Origin of the sequence: Streptomyces sp. NRRL S-350 (genome assembly GCF_000719705.1) — a bacterium.
Taxonomy (GTDB): Bacteria; Actinomycetota; Actinomycetes; order Streptomycetales; family Streptomycetaceae; genus Kitasatospora.
Genome location: NZ_JOHO01000091.1, coordinates 1 through 17377, shown reverse-complemented (window position 1 = coordinate 17377; position 17377 = coordinate 1). Strand labels below are relative to the sequence as shown.

Below are 17377 nucleotides of genomic sequence, written 5' to 3'. Positions count from 1 at the left end.
CCGGTGCAGATGTCGCAATCCACACCGAGCCAGAAGGCCCTCACTCATTTCAAGATCACCACGCCGTGAACCCCGTCACCAACCTCCATGGTCAGTACAACTAGCCGCGAAGCCGTCCCACCCCGCGAGCCCGGCTGTGCCGATCGGAGCGGGCTCGCTAGGGTTTCGGACATGGCCGACTACCACGACGACCTCCGACTCGCCCACGTCCTCGCCGACTCGGCCGACTCGGTCACCCTGGACCGCTTCCGCGCCCTCGACCTGGCGGTCGAGACCAAGCCCGACCTCACCCCGGTCAGCGACGCCGACAAGGCCGCCGAGGAACTCGTGCGCAGCGTGCTCCAGCGCGCCCGCCCGCGCGACGCCGTCCTCGGCGAGGAGTTCGGCCTCCAGGGCTCCGGCCCGCGCCGCTGGGTGATCGACCCGATCGACGGCACCAAGAACTACATCCGGGGCGTCCCGGTCTGGGCCACCCTGATCGCCCTGCTCGAGGACGGCCCAGACGGCGTCGAGCGCCCGGTGGTCGGCATCGTCTCGGCCCCCGCGCTGCAGCGCCGCTGGTGGGCGGCCAAGGGCCTCGGCGCATTCGCCGGCCGCAGCCTGACCAAGGCCTCCCGGATCCACGTGTCCGGCGTCTCCCGGATCGAGGACGCCTCCTTCTCGTACTCCTCGCTCACCGGCTGGGAGGAGCGCGGCCGCCTCGACCCGTTCCTGGACCTCACCCGGGCCTGCTGGCGCACCCGCGCCTACGGCGACTTCTGGTCGTACATGATGGTCGCCGAGGGCGCCGTCGACATCGCCGCCGAGCCCGAGCTGTCGCTGTGGGACATGGCGGCCAACTGCGTCATCGTCGAGGAGGCCGGCGGCCGCTTCACCGGCCTGGACGGCGTCCCCGGCCCCGGCGGCGCCGACGCCGTCGCCTCGAACGGCCTGCTGCACGACGAGGCGCTGCGCCGTCTGAGCGTCTGACGGCCCGGGCGGCCGGGGGCGGCCCGCCCGGCGGGCCCGCCGTGGATGCAGGCCCGGTGACCGGTGGGAGCCGGTCACCGGGCCTGCGGCTTGTCCGGCCCGGTCGCGCCTACTGCTTGCGCAGCTCCCGGACCGCCGTCTCCAGCCGCTGCCCGTAGTCGGCGTCGGCCTTGCGGAAGTTGTCGACCGCCCGCTCCACGATGTCCTCGCGGTCGGCCGAGACCTTGGCGATGAAGCCGGCCAGGTTGGCGATCAGTCGCTGCTGCTCCTCCGGCGAGTACAGCCGGTACAGGGCGCCGGCCTGCCCGAAGTCGTCGTCCTCGGCGTGCAGGGGCGCGGCGTGGCTGCCGGTGGTGCCGTCGACGGCGGTCGCGGCCCACAGCGGGCGGCCGGTCTGCACCGGGCCGCCGAAGCTGTTCGGCTCGTAGTTCTTCTGCCGCCCGTGGCGTCCGTCGTACAGGTGGCCGTCGCGGCCGTTGGTGCGGGCCTCGGTGGCGTGCGGGCGGTTCACCGGCAGGTGGTCGGCGTTGATGCCGACCCGGTAGCGGTGGGCGTCGGCGTACGCGAACAGGCGGCCCTGCAGCATCTTGTCCGGGGAGGGGCCGATGCCGGGCACGAAGTGCGCCGGGGAGAAGACCGACTGCTCGACCTCGGCGAAGACGTTGTCGGGGTTGCGGTTGAGCTCCAGCCGGCCGATCTCGATCGGCGGGTAGTCGGCGTGCGGCCAGACCTTGGTCAGGTCGAAGGGGTTGAAGCGGTAGGCCGCGGCGTCGGCCGCCGGCATGATCTGCACCTGCACCGTCCAGCGGGGGTGCTCGCCGCGCTCGATCGCCTCGCGCAGGTCGCGCTGGTGGCTGTCCGGGTCCTCGCCGGCGAGGGCGTTGGCCTCGGCCTGGGTGAGGTTGCGGATGCCCTGCTCGGTCTTGAAGTGGTACTTGACCCAGAAGTGCTCGCCGGCCTCGTTCTGCCACTGGTAGGTGTGCGAGCCGTAGCCGTTCATGTGCCGGTACGAGGCCGGGATGCCGCGGTCGCCGAAGAGCCAGGTGACCTGGTGGGTGGACTCGGGTGACAGGCCCCAGAAGTCCCAGACGTTGTCGGCCTCCTGGGAGCCGGTGTACGGGTCGCGCTTCTGGGTGTGGATGAAGTCGGGGAACTTGACGGCGTCCTTGATGAAGAACACCGGGGTGTTGTTGCCGACGAGGTCGTAGTTGCCCTCCTCGGTGTAGAACTTCAGCGCGAAGCCGCGCGGGTCGCGCACCGCGTCGGCCGCGCCGAGGTTGCCCGCGACGGTGGAGAAGCGCAGGAAGACCTCGGTCTGCTTGCCGACCTCGGACAGGAACGCCGCCCGGGTCCAGGGCGTCACGTCGGCGGTCACCGTGAAGGTGCCGTACGCCCCGGCGCCGCGGGCGTGCACCACGCGCTCCGGGATCCGCTCGCGGTTGAAGCGCGCGAGCTTCTCGAAGAGCAGTTGGTCCTGGATCAGGGCCGGGCCGCCGACGCCCGCGGTCTCGGTGTTCTGGTTGTCGGCGACGGGGGCACCCGCCTCGGTGGTGAGGGTCGGGCGCAGTTCGTCCTGCGTGGTCATTACGGGTGCCTCCACGGGATCCGGTCGTGATGACACGATCCTAACTTGGACTTTGTCCAAGTCAACACTGGCACCAATACCGGACCTGGCTTACTCTGGATGCCATGAGCGATCTGCTGGAGAGACTGCGCGAGCGCGGCTGGCGGCTGACCGCGCAGCGCCGCGTCGTGGCCGAGGTCCTCGACGGCGAGCACGTGCACCTCACCGCCGACGAGGTGCACGCCAGGGCCGCGGCCCGACTGCCCGAGATCAGCCGCGCCACCGTCTACAACACGCTCGGCGAACTCGTCTCCCTCGGGGAGGTCCTGGAAGTCGCCACCGACGGCCGCGCCCGGCGCTACGACCCCAACGCCCACCGCGCCCACCAGCACCTGGTCTGCTCCGACTGCGGCGCCGTCCGCGACGTCCACCCGCACGGCGATCCGCTCGCCGCACTGCCCGCCGCCGAGCGCTACGGCTTCGCCGTCACCGCCGCCGAGGTCACCTACCGCGGCCGGTGCCCCGACTGCCGCCCCTGACCCGGGCACCCCTGACCCCGGCGCCCCTGACCGGCCGCTCCTGAGCCGCGGCGCCGCCGAAGGCCCACCGACGACCCGCCGGCGGCACCCTGGCCGCACCCGTGCCGCACCCGGCTCGCTAAGCGCTCAGCTCCGCGTGCAGCGCACCCAGCAGCCGCCCGGCCCGCTCCGCGACCTCGGCCGGCCCGGAGTCGATCGCCCGCCGGCACCAGTTCTCCGCCTGCACCGGCTCGCCCCGGCGCAGCGCCAGCAGCGCGAGGCGCAGGGCGGCCCGCCCGTGCCCGGCGTCGGCGGCCCGGGTGTACCAGAGCATCGCCTCGGCCTCGCTGTCCTGCCGGGCCAGCAGCAGCCCGAGGTTGAACGCGGCGCTGCGGCTTCCGGCCTCGGCGGCCCGCCGGTACCAGCTCTCGGCGATCTCCAGCGCCCCGCGCTCGGCCGCCCGCACGCCCATCCGCACCTGCGCCCGCCGGTGCCCGGCGTCGGCCGCGAGCGCGTACCAGTGCTCGGCTTCCGCGTCCGCGTCCCCGCGGCGGTCCAGCAGCGACGCCAGCCGGAACGCCCCCTCGGCCGAGCCGCCCGCCGCCGCCTGCCGGTAGCGCTCCAGCGCCCCGGACAGGTTGCCGCGCTGCTCCTGGGCGACGGCCAGCTGCAGCGCCGCCTCGCCGTGCCCCTCGGCGGCGGCCCGTGCGTACCACTCCTGGGCCTGCCGCTGGTCGCCTCGTCCGGCGTACAGGACGCCGAGGTTGAAGGCGCCGTCCACGCTGCCGGCCTCGGCGGCCTTGGAGAACCACGGCTCGGCTCCGGACTCGTCGCCGCGCTGCAGGAGCACCACGGCCAGCGCGTTGCACGCCTCGCGGTGCCCGGCGTACGCGGCCCGGCGGTACCACTGCTCGGCCTGCTGCTCGCGGCCGGTGGCGGCGCAGAGCAGGCCGAGGTTGAAGGCCCCGTTCTGGTCGCCCGCGTCCAGCGCGGCGCGGTACCAGCGCTCGGCCTCCCCGGCCCGGCCGCGGCTCGCGTGCAGGGCGCCGAGGGCGTTGGCGGCGTTGCCGTCCCCGGCCTCGGCGGCCTCGCGCCACCATTCGGCGGCGGCGGCCACCTCCCCGGAGTCGCGCAGCAGGAAGCCCAGCGCGCAGGCGGCGCGCGGCTCCCCGTTCTGGGCGGCCTGCCGGTACCAGCGGGCCGCCTCGTCCAGCAGCGACCGGTCGGTGCGGGCGCGCTCCTCCAGCAGCACGCCCAGGCGCAGCGCGGCGCGGGCGTGGCTGCGGGCGGCGGCGGTGCGGTACCAGGCCTCGGCGGTCTCCTTGTCCCCGGCGGCCTCGCGCATCCGGGCGAGCCGGTAGGCGGCCTCCCGGTGCCCGGCGTCGGCGGAGACCTTGAACCAGCGTTCGGCCCGCACGTCGCGTCGGTGCTCCATCAGGTCGCCCAGCGCGTAGGCGCCCAGCGGGTGTCCGTGGTCGGCGGCGAAGTGCAGCCAGTACTCGGCGGCCTCCTCCTCGCCCTGGTCGCGCAGCTGCAGTCCGAGCGCGTGCGCGGCGGGTGCGCTGCCGGCGACGGCCGCCTGGCGCCACCACTGGCCGGCTTCGGCCCGGTGACCCTGCTGGTGGAGCAGCACGCCGAGGTTGTTGGCGGCCGCGCGCACCCCGGCCGCCGCGGCGGCGCGCAGGTACGGCTCGGCGTCCTCCAGGTCGCCTCGGCGCAGCAGCAGGGTGCCCAGCCGGCCGGCGGCGTCCGGATCGCCGTCGTCGGCGGCCTGGCGGTGCCGGGCTTCCAGCGCGGCGGACTCCCGGGCGGCCAGGGCGGTCTCGAAGCTGGTGGGGTCCAGGCCGGCCGGGTCGAGCGCGGCGCCGGAGGCCGGCTCCTCGCCGGGCCGGTCGCCGTACGCGCCGACGGCGGCGGCGTACTGACGGGTGGGCACGTGGATGAGGCTGTCGGGGCCGCAGCCGGGGGCGGGGCGCTCGGACAGTCCGCTGGTGCGCTGGGCGGGCAGGGCTCCGGGGCGGCTGTCGGGGTTCTCCGGGCTCTCCGCCCAGGCGTCGGTGTCCGCTTCGGCGGCTGCCGCGGACTTGGCGCCTGACTTGCCGATCAGCCTCATGCCGACTCCCGCTCCCCCAGAGTGTCGCGGCATCGCGTCCCGGCGAGCGGCCGGGGGGACTGCCAGGAGAGGCGCCGGACCCGACGGCCGGTCAGCGGCCGCGCGCCGTCCCCCATGTGTCCCATCGTCGCATCACCCGCTACCCGCGTGCACCTGCCCCGGCCGAATTCGGGCGGGGCCGACCCGAAGCCGACGAAATTGCTTCGGCGCTTTGTCGATTTCCCGACACTTCCGCCTCACAAACCCCGCTGCCGTCCTCCTTGGCGACGGTCGATAGTACCGGAGCGGTTCCCACCGCTTACGGGGGAGAAGGCCCGGAAACACCAGAGGCCCGGAGGAAGGATCCTCCGGGCCTCTGGCCTTTGTAGCGGGGACAGGATTTGAACCTGCGACCTCTGGGTTATGAGCCCAGCGAGCTACCGAGCTGCTCCACCCCGCGTCGGTAGTTGAACTCTAGCACGGACGCGGGGTGGAACGGAAAACGGTTACCGCAGTCGACAGGCCGGAGCCGGCACCGCGGCTACGGCTGGGGGCTCGGCGATCCGGTGCCGGTGGCCCCCGGGGCTGGGGTCGCACCCGGGGTCGGAGCCGGGCCGGCGCCCCGGGCGGCGTCCGCCGCCTTCAGGGCGTCGCCCAGGGCCTTCTGGGCGTTGCCGTAGGCCACCCAGTCGCCGTTCTTGAACGCGGTCTGGCTGTCGCCGTACGCCTTCGCCGCGTCCGAGAGCGCCTTCTGCAGCTCCGGCGAGATCGTGCCGCCCGGCGCCGGCGTGGCCGGTGCGGTGGGCCCGGGCGTCGGCGTCGCCGGGGAGGTCGGCGTCGTCGGGGCGGTCGGGGCCGTCCCGCTGCCCGGGTTGGACGGCGCGACCGGCGTCGCCGGCGGGGCCTGCCCGGCGAACAGCTTCTTCAGCGCGTCCTCCAGGGTGTTCTCGAACGCCACGTTGTCGTCCCCGTACACCGCCAGGACCTTCTGCAGCGTCGGGTACTTGGCGCCGCGTCCGCGCACGTACACCGGCTCGACGTTGAGCAGCCCGCCGCCGACCGGGAGGGTCAGCAGGTTGCCGTACTCCAGCTCGGTGTCGCCGCCGGTCTTCAGCGCGTAGATCTGCGAGGCCACCTCCTGGCGGGAGTTGAACTTCGACTGCACCAGGCCGGGGCCGGGGGCACCGGACTCGCCCGTCATCTTCAGGACGCGGATCTTGCCGTAGTCGTCGCCCGGATCCGCGTTGACGGCCATGAACGCCGCCAGGTTCGGGCGCCCGTTGGGCACGAAGGTGCTGGTCAGCGAGAAGCTCGCGGCGGCGGCGTCCGGCATCCGCACCGTCACGTAGTACGGCGGCTGGACCTGCTTGGTGTCACTGGTCGGGTCCACCGGGACCTGCCAGATGTCGCTGCCGTTGAAGAACGAGTTGGCGTCGGTCACGTGGTACTGGCCGAGCAGGTCGCGCTGCACCTTGAACATGTCCTGCGGGTAGCGCAGGTGCGGCAGCAGCGACTGCGGGATGTCCGCCTTCGGCTCGACGGTGCCCGGGAAGGCCTTCATCCAGGTCTTCAGCACCGGGTCCTTGTCGTCCCACTGGTAGAGCTTCACCTCGCCGGTGTAGGCGTCCACCGTGGCCTTGACCGAGTTGCGGATGTAGTTGACCTGGTTGGCGACGGTCAGCAGTTCGCCGCGCTGGTTGGTCAGCGAGTCCTTGGTCGCGGCGCCCAGCGTCGTCTTCGACGAGAACGGGAAGCCGTCCGACGTGGTGTAGCCGTCGACGACCCACACCACGTGGCCGTTCTGCACCACCGGGTACGGGTCGGCGTCGATCGACAGCCACGGCGCGACCTTCTCCACCCGCTCCTTCGGCGTCCGGTTGTAGATCACCTTGGCGCCGTCGGTGATCGCCCCCGCGTAGAGGATCTGCGGCTCGGTGAAGCGCACCGCGTACGCGGCCCGGGTGATCGGGTTGTCCAGCGAGACACCGCTGGCGCCGCCGTAGGTGTACTGCACGTTCTGGCCGGTCTTGACGTCGGTGTAGTCGATCTCCTTGTTCGAGCCGCCGACGATCGAGTACGTCGTCGTCTTCTCGCCGTAGTAGATCCGCTGCTCGTAGTCGCCCAGCGCGCCGGTGGCCGGCAGGCCGGACTCGGTGAACACCGGCCCGCCCTTGTCGTCGACCTGGTTGCCCTTGGCGACGGCCGCGCCGTAGCCGTGGGTGTACTTGAAGTGGTCGTTGATCCAGTTGCGCTGCACGCCGTTGAGGTCGAGCTCGCGCAGGCCGATCACGGTGTCCTGCTTGTCCGCGCCCTTGCCGTAGCGGTCCACGTCCAGCGTGCTCGGGAAGGCGTAGTAGTTGCGCTGCTGCTCCAGCGACTGGAACGTCTGCGAGACGATATTCGGGTCCAGCAGCCGGACGTCCGCGATGGTCTGCGCGTCCGGCTTGAGGGCGTCACCGCTGGTCGAGCCCTGCGGGCTGTACGGCGTGGTCTGCGCCGCCGCGATCCCGTACGCCTGCCGCGTCGCGTCGATGTTCTTCTGGATGTACGGCGTCTCCTTGGCCTGCTCGTTCGGCTTGACCTGGAACTGCTGCACGATCGCCGGGTACAGGCCGCCGATCAGCACCGCCGACAGCACCATCAGCCCCAGCCCGATCAGGGCCGGCGCCCAGGTGCGGCGGATCGGCGTCAGGAAGAACAGCACCGCGCAGATGATCGCGACGAAGAACAGGATGGTCTTCGCCGGCAGGAACGCGTTGGCGTCCACGTAGCGCAGGCCCGTCCAGCCCGAGACGCCCTTGTACGAACCGGTCTTGACCGCCAGCGCGTACCGGTCCAGCCAGTAGGCGACGGCCTTCAGCAGCACGAACACGCCCAGCAGCACCGCGAGGTGCCCCTGCGCGCCCGCGCTCGCCCGCCGGCCCGGGCCCTGCAGCCGCAGCCCGCCGTACAGGTAGTGCACCAGCGCCGACGTCAGCAGCGACACGATCACCGCACTGAACGCGAAGCCCAGCACGAACTCGTAGAACGGCAGGTCGAAGGCGTAGAAGGAGACGTCCATGCCGAACTGGGCGTCCTTCTCACCGAAGGACGTCGCGTTCGTCCACATCAGCCAGGTCCGCCACTGCCCGGACGCCGCGGCGCCCGCCACCAGGCCGATCACCAGCGAGACGCCGACGAGCGCCCAGCGCTTGAACGGCGCCAGGCCCGCCCGGTAGCGGTCCAGGCTCTGCTGCTCCACCGACATCGCCGACAGCGGTGGCCGGAGCCGGTGCGCCAGCCAGATGTTGAAGCCGACGATCACCGCCATCAGCAGGCCGAACACGCCGAACAGCCCGATCTTCGTCCACAGCTGGGTGGTGAACACCGAGGAGTAGTGGACCGACCTGAACCACAGCCAGTCCGTCCAGAAGCCCGCGAACATGACGAACAGCAGGAACAGCACCGCGAGTACGCCCAGGGTCAGCAGGGCCACCCGCGCCCGCCGGGAGGGCGGCCCTACCCTTCGCCGGAAACCCGGCCCTGAGCGTTCCGGCATCTGGAATACCACGGTGGCACCTCAGCTGTGTCGTCTGGGAATCGGTCGGTCGTCAGAGCAACTTAACCAGGCTTCGGTCGAGTTCCCACCGTTAGCAGACGGTTACGGCGGCCCCCGCCCCCGGCGCCCTCACCCCGGGCCCGCCCGGACCGCCCGGCCCGTCCCGCCGGACCGCCCGGCGGCCGTGCCCCGCCCGCCGTGTGAGGATTGGGGCATGTCCGACGCGTCTGATCTGAACAACTCCCCCGACGACGTCTCCAAGCTCCCGGCCGCCACCCCGCTCACCCGGGCCGCGCTGGAGATCGACGAGTACGCCGCCACCCTCGGCTGGGACCTCCCGGCCCGGCTGTTCGCCCTGGTGGACAGCGCCGCCCTGCGCAAGGCCGACCCCCGGATCGCCGAGCAGCTCGGCCTCTCCGCCGGCGACGAGCCCGGCCTCACCCCGGTCGAGCAGGACGAGCTGCCGGCCGGCATGGAGCTGGACAAGTTCCTCGGCACCATCGCCTGGCCCGACGCCGTGGCCGGCTGCGCCCTCGTCGTCGAGCGCCTGATGCTGCCGCCGGGCGCCGAGCAGTCCCGCCCGCGGGGTGCCACCGACGCCCAGCTCGCCGACTGGGTGGCCAACCACCCCAAGCGCGAGGAGGTGCGGATCACCGCCGCCGTGCTGCGCGACGGCCGGAAGGAGATCGCCCTGCGGCTGCGCTCCAAGGACGTCGCCCGCGAGGTGCTGACCGGCCCGGACCTGGTGCCCGGCCTGACCGACGCGCTGCTGGCGACCTTCTCCTGACGACCGCGCCGCGTGGGGGCCCGCCGCGGCCGGCCCCTACGCGGCGGGGCAGGCGGGCAGTGCGGAGGTCTGCCCGGAGCGGATCTGCTCCAGCGACTTCAACGCGCCGTCCAGGGTGTCCGTCCTGATCAGGGTCAGCCCGGACGGAATGCTCTTGGTGGCCTCGGCGCAGTTCGAGGACGGGGTGAAGAAGTACTGGGCCCCGGCGTCCCGGGCGGCGATCAGCTTCATCGAGATCCCGCCGATCGGGCCGACCTTGCCGTCGTCGTCGATGGTGCCGGTGCCCGCGACGAACCGGCCGCCGGTGAGGTCTCCGCCCGGGGTCAGCTTGTCGATGATGCCGAGCGAGAACATCAAGCCGGCACTCGGGCCGCCCACGTCCTGCAGGCCGATGTCGATCTGGAACGGATAGGTGTGCCGGATCCCGGTGCCGATGCCGACCACCGCCAGCTCGGCCCGCTCGGCGGGGGCCTTCGGGTCGAGGTCCTTGGCGCGCACGGTCGGGACGGTGACGTCGGTCCTGGTCCCCGGGGCGGCGCCACCGGTGCCGGCCGCGTCCTTGACCCGCGGCACGACGGTGAAGACCACGGACTCGCCCGGCTTGTGCTTGGTGACGGCGGCGACCACCTGGTCGACCGAGCCGACCGGCGCCCCGTCGACGGCGACGATCTGGTCGCCCGCGTGCAGCCGGCCCTCGGCCGGGGCGCCGGCGGTGACGGTCTTGACGATCAGCTCGTTGCCGACCGGCACGCCCAGCTGCTTGAGCGCGGCGGTGCGGGCGCTGTCCTCGGAGGAGGCGAACTCCTCGGCGTTCTGCTTCTTGGCGTCGGCGTCCGTCTGCCCCTTCGGGTAGACGTTGTCGTGCGGCACCACCAGCACGTCGCCGCGCAGCCAGCCGACCACCGCGTTGACCAGGCTGGGCTCGTACTTGGCCCCGGTGACCTGGACGGTCGTCATGTTGAGGTGCCCGGTGGTCGGGTAGGAGTCGTGCCCCGTGATGCTGATCACCGGCTTGCCCCCCTGGTTGCCGAGCGTGTTGTACGTCGGCCCCGGGCTCATCTCCGTGTACGGCACCTTCATCAGCACCGAGACGCAGAGCAGCGCTATGAGCAGGAGGGTGGCAGCGAGCATCGTCGCGGAGCGGCGTGGCATGCGTCGACAGTACGGGACGCGGGTGAAGCGGCGCCCGCCGGGCTACCGGCCGACGCGCTCGCCGGGGGCCGCGGTCCCGGCCGTGGTGCGCTCCATGGCGGCCATGAAGCGCCGGTGCTCGGCGAGTGAGGCCGGATCCCCCGTGGCCCGCGGAGCCCGCTGGGCCCAGCCCGCCCAGAGGGCGGCGAGAAGGACGGCGACTACCGGAATGATCAGCCAGGCGAGCGCACCCATGTCAGTACTCCCAGCTCGTCGTGTCTATGAGCAGATTAACCACTCCGGCGGACAACGCGGCCGGCGCCGTCCGGGTTACGGGACGGCCGATCGGCTCACTTCCAGGGAGTATTCGGGGCACCGCCGCGGACCCGTTCGAGTGAGGCACCGGCGCGCCTGACCCGACAGACGCGCGCGACGTGCGGCCGGTTGCGCCGAACCGCCGGGCTCAGCACCCGTCGGCGCCGACCCACTCCTCCTCACCGTCGGCGAAGACCTGGTGCTTCCAGATCGGCACCTCGTGCTTGAGGTCGTCGATCAGCCGCCGGGCGGCGGCGAAGGCCTCGCCGCGGTGCGCGCAGGAGACGGCGACGATCACGGCCTTGTCGGTGATCTCCAGCCGGCCGATCCGGTGGACCGCGGCGAGCGCCCGGACCGGGAAGTCCGCGACGACCTTCTCGGCGATCCGCCGCATCTCCTGCTCGGCGGTGGGGTGGCAGCTGTACTCCAGCGCGGCGACCGACTTGCCGCCGTCGTGGTCACGGACCGTCCCGACGAAGACGGTGGTGCCGCCGGCCGCGTCGTCACCGACCGCCTCGTACACCTCGTCCAGCGAGAGCGGGGTGTCGCGAACGGCGAGCAGGCGGATGGGGTCGTGGTTCTCGGACATGACCCCATGATTCCTCATCCGACACCACTGGAGGCAAGAGCCTTCCGCATCACGATGTGGGAATTTCGCATCGTGAGAAAGAGCGGGACGAGAAGGGCCCGACGGGAAAGAGACGAGAAAGACGGGAAAGGGCGCCGACCAGGCGGCCGGCACCGGCTCAGAACCGGCGCCGCTTGCGCGCCCGGCGCACCAGCGCCGCCGTACCCACCAGCGCCACCGTCGCCCCGGCCGCCCCCAGGCTGGTCGCCGCCTCCTTCCCGCCCAGCCGGCGCCCGGCCACCGCGTGCTTGCCGGACACCTGCGCCAACAGCTCGGCCAGCACCTGCTCGTTGGTGTGCGCCGGCCGCCAGCCCGCCTCGTGCAGCCGGCTGCCGGACACCACCCACGGGTACATCGTGTAGGCCAGGTCCCCCGCCGGAGCCGGGGTCAGACCCAGCCGGTGCAGCCGCGCCGCCGTCCCGAGCGCCAGCGCGGCCGGCAGCTCCATCCGCCGGATCCCCGACAGCCGCTCCACGTCCTCCTGCTCCAGCCAGCCGTCACAGCCGACCGTCACCTCGCCCTCGACCAGGCCCAGCGCCGCGTACTCCAGCGCCGCCGCCAGGTCGTCCACGTGACAGAACTGCCAGCACGGGCGCGAGCCCGCCACCACCAGCAGCCGGGGCGCCTCGAAGTGCCGGGTCAGCACGGTGTCCACGCCGGGGCCCACCACCACGGCCGGGCGCAGCACCGTCACCTGCAGCCCCGGGTGGGCACGCGGAGCCCGGCGGGCCAGCCGCTCGATCTCCAGCAGCTCCCCGACCAGCGAGGCCTCCTCGGTCGCCCGCAGCTCGGAGTCCTCCGCCAACGGCACCTCGTTGTCGGCCAGCGCGCCGTAGACCATCGCCGAGGTGCACAGCACCACCCGGTGCACCCCGGCGGCCGCGGCCGCGGTCAGCACCGTCTGCGCGCCGCGCACGTTGTAGGCGCTGCGGGCCCGCGGGTCGGACTCCATCCCGAAGTCCATCGCCAGGTGCACCACGACGTCGACCCCGGCCAGCCGCTCGGCCACCGCGGGATCCCGGACGTCCAGCACCCGCCACTGCACGCCCGGCACGTCACCGCGCCGGTCGTCCACCGCCAGCACCTTCCGCACGTGCGGGGAGGCCACCAGACGCGCCGCGACCCGCTCGCCCAGCACACCGGCGGCACCCGTCACCGCCACGGTCAGCGGCCGCCCGCCGTAGGCTGGAGGCGGCGACGCCGTGGTGTCCGGCGCGTCCTCTCCTCCGGTCAGCCCAGAGCGAACGTCCGAGGGCGGGGAACTCACCGACCATCCTCCACGGTTAGCTTTATGTGCGTACGGACGTGTGTCACGTACGCCCATCCTGCCCGAGGCGAAGGCCCGGCGGTGCACCCGGCGCGGGCCAGCCGTGCGGAAGCCGCCCCCGAGTCCCCCTCCGCCGCCGCCCCGGGCACAGAGTTTCCCGCCCCACCCGCATGACGGCCGACCGGATCGAGGACCCCGTGAGCGACCTTCCCTTCGGATTCGGGGTTCCGCCCGAGGAGCCCGAGGACGGCAAGGCCAAGCCCGACGACGCGCAGAAGAAGAAGGACCAGGACCAGTCCGGCGGCGACTCCGGCACCGGCCCCCAGCCGTTCGGCTTCGGCGGCGGCAACCCCTTCGGCGCGATCTTCGGCATGCCCGGCGCCCCGGGCGGCCCCGGCGGCGCCGGAGCCGACAACCCCTTCGCCGCGATGTTCGGCGGCATGAACCCCGGCGACCTCGGCGCCGCGTTCCAGCAGCTCGGACAGATGCTCTCGTTCGAGGGCGGCCCGGTGAACTGGGACCTCGCGACCAACATCGCCCGCCAGACCGTCGTCGCCGAACCCGCCGAGGGCAAGAGCAAGGACCGCTCCGTCAGCGCCGCCGAGCGCTCCGCCGTCGCCGAGGCCGTCCGCCTCGCCGACCTGTGGCTCGACGGCTCCACCGAGTTCCCCTCCGGCGCCGCCGGCGCGGTCGCCTGGAGCCGCGCCGAGTGGGTCGAAGCCACCCTCCCGGTCTGGAAGGACCTGGTCGACCCGGTCGCCGAGCGCGTCGGCAACGCCATGGGCGGCGTCCTGCCCGAGGAGATGCAGGCCATGGCCGGCCCGCTGATGGGCATGATGCGCTCCATGGGCGGCGCCATGTTCGGCACCCAGATCGGCCAGGCGCTCGGCGCGCTCGCCGGCGAGGTCGTCGGCTCCGCCGACATCGGCCTGCCGCTCGCCCCGGCCGGCAAGGCCGCGCTGCTGCCGCAGAACGTCGCCGAGTTCGGCGAGGGCCTGAACGTCCCCGCCGACGAGGTCCGCCTCTACCTCGCCCTGCGCGAGGCCGCCCACCAGCGCCTCTTCGCCCACGTGCCGTGGCTGCGCGCCCACCTGCTGGGCGCCGTCGAGGCCTACGCCCGCGGCATCAAGGTCGACACCTCCCGCATGGAGGAGCTCGTCGGCCAGCTCGACCCGAGCAACCCCGAGGCACTCCAGGAGGCCCTGGCCGGCGGCCTGCTCCAGCCCGAGGACACCCCCGAGCAGAAGGCCGCGCTCGCCCGCCTGGAGACCGCCCTCGCCCTGGTCGAGGGCTGGGTCGACGCCGTCGTGCACGCCGCCGCCCAACCGCACCTGCCGCAGGCCGGAGCGCTGCGCGAGACCGTCCGCCGCCGCCGCGCGGCCGGCGGCCCCGCCGAGCAGACCTTCGCCACCCTGGTCGGCCTGGAACTGCGCCCGCGCCGGCTGCGCGACGCGTCCCGGCTGTGGGCGCTGCTCGCCGACGCCCGCGGCACCGAGGGCCGCGACGCACTCTGGGAGCACCCGGACATGCTGCCCACCGCCGCCGACCTGGACGACCCGGACGCCTTCGTGCACCGCGGCTCCGCGGACGGCCTGGAGGGCGGCTTCGACTTCGACGCGCTCGACAAGCTGCTCGGCGAGGCCGCGGCCGGCAAGCCCGACCTCACCAAGGGCGGCGAGAAGCCCAGGACCGACGGCACCGACCCCGGCACCGGGACCGGCGCCGACGGGAAGGACGAGCCCACCGCATGACGGACACCGCATCGTCCACCCTGCACTCGGACGCCGTCCGCACCCTGACCGCCTGGCGGCCCGCCGACGCCGACCAGGAACGGCTGCGGCTCGACTACCTGGAGCACCTGGCCGCACAGCCCGACGGCCTGTACCGGTCGTGCCTGCCCGCGCACGTCACCGCGAGCGCGGCGGTCGTCGACCCGGCAGCCGGGCGGGTGCTGCTCACCCTGCACCCCAAGGTCGGCATGTGGCTGCAGATGGGCGGCCACTGCGAGCCCGACGACCGCGACCTCGCCTCGGCGGCGCTGCGCGAGGCCGTCGAGGAGTCCGGCATCCCCGACCTGGTCCTGCTCGCGGCGGACGGCGCCCCCGTACCGGCCAAGCTGGACCGCCACCTCGTCCGCTGCACCGGCAAGGACCGTCCGGAGAACACCCACCTGGACGTCCAGTACATCGCCCTGGCCCCGGCCGGCGCCCAGGCACTGATCAGCGAGGAGTCGCTGGACCTGCGCTGGTTCGACTACGACCGCCTGCCGGAGCTCACCGACCACTCGGTGCGCGACCTGGTGGCGCGGGCGCGGCAGCTGACCGGTTGAGGTGAGACCTCGAAGAGGGGGCGCGGGCCGATACGACCCGCGCCCCCTCTTCCATGCCCTCCGAAGCCGTCCTCAGCCGCAGGAGGCGGCCGGATCCGGTCCGGGCGACGCGTGCCGGGCGCCGGGGACGTGCGGCAGACGGGCGGCCGAGACCACGCCCTCCAGGTAGCCGCGGGCCCGCTCCGTCCGGGGGTAGGCCTCCAGCAGCGCCCAGAACGCCGGGCCGTGGTCCGGCACCAGCAGGTGCGCCAACTCGTGCAGCAGCACGTAGTCCAACACGTACTCCGGCATGCCCTGGAGCCGGTGGGAGAGGCGGATCGTGCCCTCGCTCGGCGTGCAGGAGCCCCAGCGGGAGTTCTGGTTGGTGACCCAGCGGACGTGGGCGGGGTGGGCGCGGCCGTCCAGGTAGACCGCCGACAGCTCACGGGCCCGGGCCATCAGGGCCTCGTCCCCGGGGATCCGCCGGGACTCCTGGGCGGCGAGCTTCTCCAGCATCTGCGCGACCCAGCGCTGCTCCTCGGCGTGCGACATCCGGGCCGGGATCAGCACGACGGTGCGGTCGCCCTCGCGGTAGGCGGAGACGGTGCGGCTGCGGCGGGCACTGCGCCGCACCTCGACCCGGCCGCGGTCGAGCGGCTCCGGGGAGGCGGCCCCCGCCGACGGGTGCTGCTGCGGCGCCGGCCTCGGCTGCTGCGGCTGGTCCGGGCGCCCGCGCGTGTTCGGCGTCGCCGTCTGTGACCCGGATGCCGCACGGGCACGCCGACGCGACGCCGGTGGATGGGAGTCCCGTTCGGCTGCCATGGCACACGACGTTACCCGGTACCACGGACAGAAGTCCGCTGCCCCGGCCGGAATCTTTCATGGAGTGATCGCGAACGAAAAGTCGACGACGGGTGTCCGGAAACCGACGCCGAGACGGATCGCCGGTTATCCACAGGGAGTGCGAACCGATCATGCGACCATGCGCACGGCCCTGTGGATAACTTTCCGCACGCCACCGCCACGATGGGGCATGCTGCGGTCAGCCGTCCGGAAACGATCGGAAGGGAGATCGTCGTGCGCCTCGCCTTGAAGCCCGCTCTGTCCCGCAGCTGGCGGAACTCCGAGACCCTGCAGTTCGGCACCGTCACCCGCTTCGCGGGGGTGCTCGGCAACGCCGACCAGACGCTGTGCGAGTTCCTCGGGCTGCTCGACGGCACGCGCGGCCGACCCGAACTCCTGGAGGCCGGCGAGCGGATCGGGCTCGGCCGGGAGCCCGCCGACACGCTCCTGACCGAACTCGAGGAGACCGGGCTGCTGGACGACGCGGAGGCGGCCGAGACGGCGCTGGCCCGCTTCCCCCAGCCGCAGCGGGACCTGCTCGGGCCCGACCTCGCCTCGCTCTCCCTCGTCCACTCCGGCCCGGGCGCGGGCCCGGCGGTCCTGGGCCGCCGGGCCGACGCCCGGATCGAGGTTCGCGGCGCAGGCCGGGTCGGCGCCGCAGTGGCGGCGGTGCTCGCCGCGGGCGGAACGGGCACGGTCACCGTCGCCGACGGCGGCCGGGTGAAACCGGGCGACTGCTCCCCCGCTGGGCTGCCACCCGCGGACATCGGGCGGCTGCGCGCCACGGCGGCGCGCGAGGCGGTGCAGCGCGCCACGGGCCGGTCGGCCGCACCGGCACCCCGCCGCAGGCCGGGTGATCCACCACCGGACTTCGTGGTCCTCGCGCCGCGGGACGGCAGTGCCGCCTTCGCGGGCGGGACGTACGAGGCCAGGCTGCTGCTCCGGGCCGGGGTGCCGCATCTGTACGTGGGCGTGGTCGAGGAGTTCGGCGTCGTCGGGCCGCTGGTGATCCCCGGGATGTCGGCGTGCGGGCACTGCCTGGTGCTGCGCCGGGAGGACGAGGACGCGGCCTGGCCGCGGGTACTGGCCCAGCTGGCGCACGAGGGCCCGGGTCGGGCCCGTACACCGGCCTGCGACACGGCTCTGGCGACGACGGTCGCCGGGCTGGCCGCGCTGCAGGTGCAGGTGTACCTGGACGGCGGCCGCCCGCCGAGCGTCGACGGGTGGTGCGAGGTGTCGGCGGCCGACGGCATGGCCCGCCGACTGCGGTTGCGCGGCCACCCGGACTGCGGGTGCCTCTGGCAGCCGCTACCCCCGGGGTGAGACGACCCGGGACGAACGAGAGGCGGGGGGCAGGGTCGAGGGCCTGTCTCTTATACACATCTGACGCTGCCGACGAAGAGGATAGTGGAGATCC

Annotated in this window: 14 protein-coding genes and 1 tRNA gene; 6 read left to right on the top strand and 9 right to left on the bottom strand. The window is 73.4% G+C overall.

Translation table 11 applies throughout. From position 1 onward, the window contains the following. Positions 1–171 precede the first annotated feature (171 nt). Positions 172–969 (top strand): histidinol-phosphatase, encoded by a 798-nt coding sequence (gene hisN / locus IF30_RS0137710; RefSeq protein ID WP_030247128.1) that lies wholly within the window; start codon positions 172–174, stop codon positions 967–969. 109 nt (positions 970–1078) lie between these two features. On the opposite strand, the gene IF30_RS0137705 is transcribed toward hisN, so the two are convergent. Beyond that, positions 1079–2554, bottom strand: coding sequence for a catalase (locus IF30_RS0137705; RefSeq protein WP_030247126.1), 1476 nt, complete (start codon positions 2552–2554; stop codon positions 1079–1081). A 104-nt stretch (positions 2555–2658) separates the two neighbouring features. On the opposite strand from IF30_RS0137705, the gene IF30_RS0137700 reads away from it, so the two are divergent. Then, entirely contained in the window at positions 2659–3072 is a 414-nt protein-coding gene (locus IF30_RS0137700; protein ID WP_030247124.1) for a Fur family transcriptional regulator, read from the top strand. Positions 3073–3190: 118 nt separating this feature from the next. Here IF30_RS0137700 and IF30_RS0137695 read toward each other — a convergent pair whose 3' ends face one another. The 3 genes from IF30_RS0137695 to IF30_RS0137685 all read right to left on the bottom strand — a co-directional run bounded on the left by IF30_RS0137695 (position 3191) and on the right by IF30_RS0137685 (position 8681). Next, entirely contained in the window at positions 3191–5164 is a 1974-nt protein-coding gene (locus IF30_RS0137695) for a tetratricopeptide repeat protein (RefSeq protein ID WP_234322992.1), read from the bottom strand. Positions 5165–5529: 365 nt separating this feature from the next. Continuing rightward, a tRNA-Met gene (locus tag IF30_RS0137690) sits at positions 5530–5603 on the bottom strand. A gap of 81 nt (positions 5604–5684) precedes the next feature. After that, the gene (locus IF30_RS0137685) at positions 5685–8681 is read right to left on the bottom strand and encodes a UPF0182 family protein (protein ID WP_030247119.1); all 2997 of its coding nucleotides are present in this window, start codon (positions 8679–8681) and stop codon (positions 5685–5687) included. Positions 8682–8895: 214 nt separating this feature from the next. On the opposite strand from IF30_RS0137685, the gene IF30_RS0137680 reads away from it, so the two are divergent. Beyond that, positions 8896–9468 carry a PPA1309 family protein gene (locus tag IF30_RS0137680; protein ID WP_030247118.1) on the top strand — a complete coding sequence of 191 codons (573 nt, stop codon included), beginning with the start codon at positions 8896–8898 and terminating at the stop codon, positions 9466–9468. A 36-nt stretch (positions 9469–9504) separates the two neighbouring features. On the opposite strand, the gene IF30_RS0137675 is transcribed toward IF30_RS0137680, so the two are convergent. The 4 genes from IF30_RS0137675 to IF30_RS0137660 all read right to left on the bottom strand — a co-directional run bounded on the left by IF30_RS0137675 (position 9505) and on the right by IF30_RS0137660 (position 12809). Then, positions 9505–10620 (bottom strand): PDZ domain-containing protein, encoded by a 1116-nt coding sequence (locus IF30_RS0137675; protein ID WP_030247115.1) that lies wholly within the window; start codon positions 10618–10620, stop codon positions 9505–9507. A 42-nt stretch (positions 10621–10662) separates the two neighbouring features. Continuing rightward, positions 10663–10854, bottom strand: a complete 192-nt coding sequence (locus IF30_RS0137670; protein WP_030247113.1) for a hypothetical protein — start codon at positions 10852–10854, stop codon at positions 10663–10665. Positions 10855–11062: 208 nt separating this feature from the next. Then, positions 11063–11503, bottom strand: a complete 441-nt coding sequence (locus IF30_RS0137665; protein WP_234322991.1) for a molybdenum cofactor biosynthesis protein MoaE — start codon at positions 11501–11503, stop codon at positions 11063–11065. Between the two features lie 157 nt (positions 11504–11660). Further along, positions 11661–12809, bottom strand: coding sequence for an NAD-dependent epimerase/dehydratase family protein (locus IF30_RS0137660; protein ID WP_030247109.1), 1149 nt, complete (start codon positions 12807–12809; stop codon positions 11661–11663). Between the two features lie 197 nt (positions 12810–13006). On the opposite strand from IF30_RS0137660, the gene IF30_RS0137655 reads away from it, so the two are divergent. Both IF30_RS0137655 and IF30_RS0137650 read left to right on the top strand, forming a co-directional pair. After that, on the top strand, positions 13007–14560 hold the full coding sequence (locus IF30_RS0137655; protein WP_030247107.1) for a zinc-dependent metalloprotease: 1554 nt from the start codon (positions 13007–13009) through the stop codon (positions 14558–14560). Then, positions 14557–15138 (top strand): NUDIX hydrolase, encoded by a 582-nt coding sequence (locus IF30_RS0137650; protein WP_030247105.1) that lies wholly within the window; start codon positions 14557–14559, stop codon positions 15136–15138. Before IF30_RS0137655 ends, IF30_RS0137650 begins: the two co-directional genes overlap by 4 nt. A gap of 72 nt (positions 15139–15210) precedes the next feature. On the opposite strand, the gene IF30_RS0137645 is transcribed toward IF30_RS0137650, so the two are convergent. Further along, the gene (locus IF30_RS0137645; protein WP_234322990.1) at positions 15211–15939 is read right to left on the bottom strand and encodes a M48 family metallopeptidase; all 729 of its coding nucleotides are present in this window, start codon (positions 15937–15939) and stop codon (positions 15211–15213) included. A gap of 255 nt (positions 15940–16194) precedes the next feature. Between IF30_RS0137645 and IF30_RS0137640 the strand changes: the two genes are divergently transcribed. Further along, on the top strand, positions 16195–17283 hold the full coding sequence (locus IF30_RS0137640; RefSeq protein WP_051712069.1) for a TOMM precursor leader peptide-binding protein: 1089 nt from the start codon (positions 16195–16197) through the stop codon (positions 17281–17283). Positions 17284–17377: the final 94 nt, after the last annotated feature.

Bases quoted from the DNA above. Each gene is read 5' to 3' on its own strand.
- hisN (WP_030247128.1), top strand. From the start codon at position 172: ATGGCCGACTACCACGACGACCTCCGACTCGCCCACGTCCTCGCCGAC.
- IF30_RS0137705 (WP_030247126.1), bottom strand. From the start codon at position 2,554: ATGACCACGCAGGACGAACTGCGCCCGACCCTCACCACCGAGGCGGGT.
- IF30_RS0137700 (WP_030247124.1), top strand. From the start codon at position 2,659: ATGAGCGATCTGCTGGAGAGACTGCGCGAGCGCGGCTGGCGGCTGACC.
- IF30_RS0137695 (WP_234322992.1), bottom strand. From the start codon at position 5,164: ATGAGGCTGATCGGCAAGTCAGGCGCCAAGTCCGCGGCAGCCGCCGAA.
- IF30_RS0137685 (WP_030247119.1), bottom strand. From the start codon at position 8,681: ATGCCGGAACGCTCAGGGCCGGGTTTCCGGCGAAGGGTAGGGCCGCCC.
- IF30_RS0137680 (WP_030247118.1), top strand. From the start codon at position 8,896: ATGTCCGACGCGTCTGATCTGAACAACTCCCCCGACGACGTCTCCAAG.
- IF30_RS0137675 (WP_030247115.1), bottom strand. From the start codon at position 10,620: ATGCCACGCCGCTCCGCGACGATGCTCGCTGCCACCCTCCTGCTCATA.
- IF30_RS0137670 (WP_030247113.1), bottom strand. From the start codon at position 10,854: ATGGGTGCGCTCGCCTGGCTGATCATTCCGGTAGTCGCCGTCCTTCTC.
- IF30_RS0137665 (WP_234322991.1), bottom strand. From the start codon at position 11,503: ATGTCCGAGAACCACGACCCCATCCGCCTGCTCGCCGTTCGCGACACC.
- IF30_RS0137650 (WP_030247105.1), top strand. From the start codon at position 14,557: ATGACGGACACCGCATCGTCCACCCTGCACTCGGACGCCGTCCGCACC.
- IF30_RS0137645 (WP_234322990.1), bottom strand. From the start codon at position 15,939: ATGGCAGCCGAACGGGACTCCCATCCACCGGCGTCGCGTCGGCGTGCC.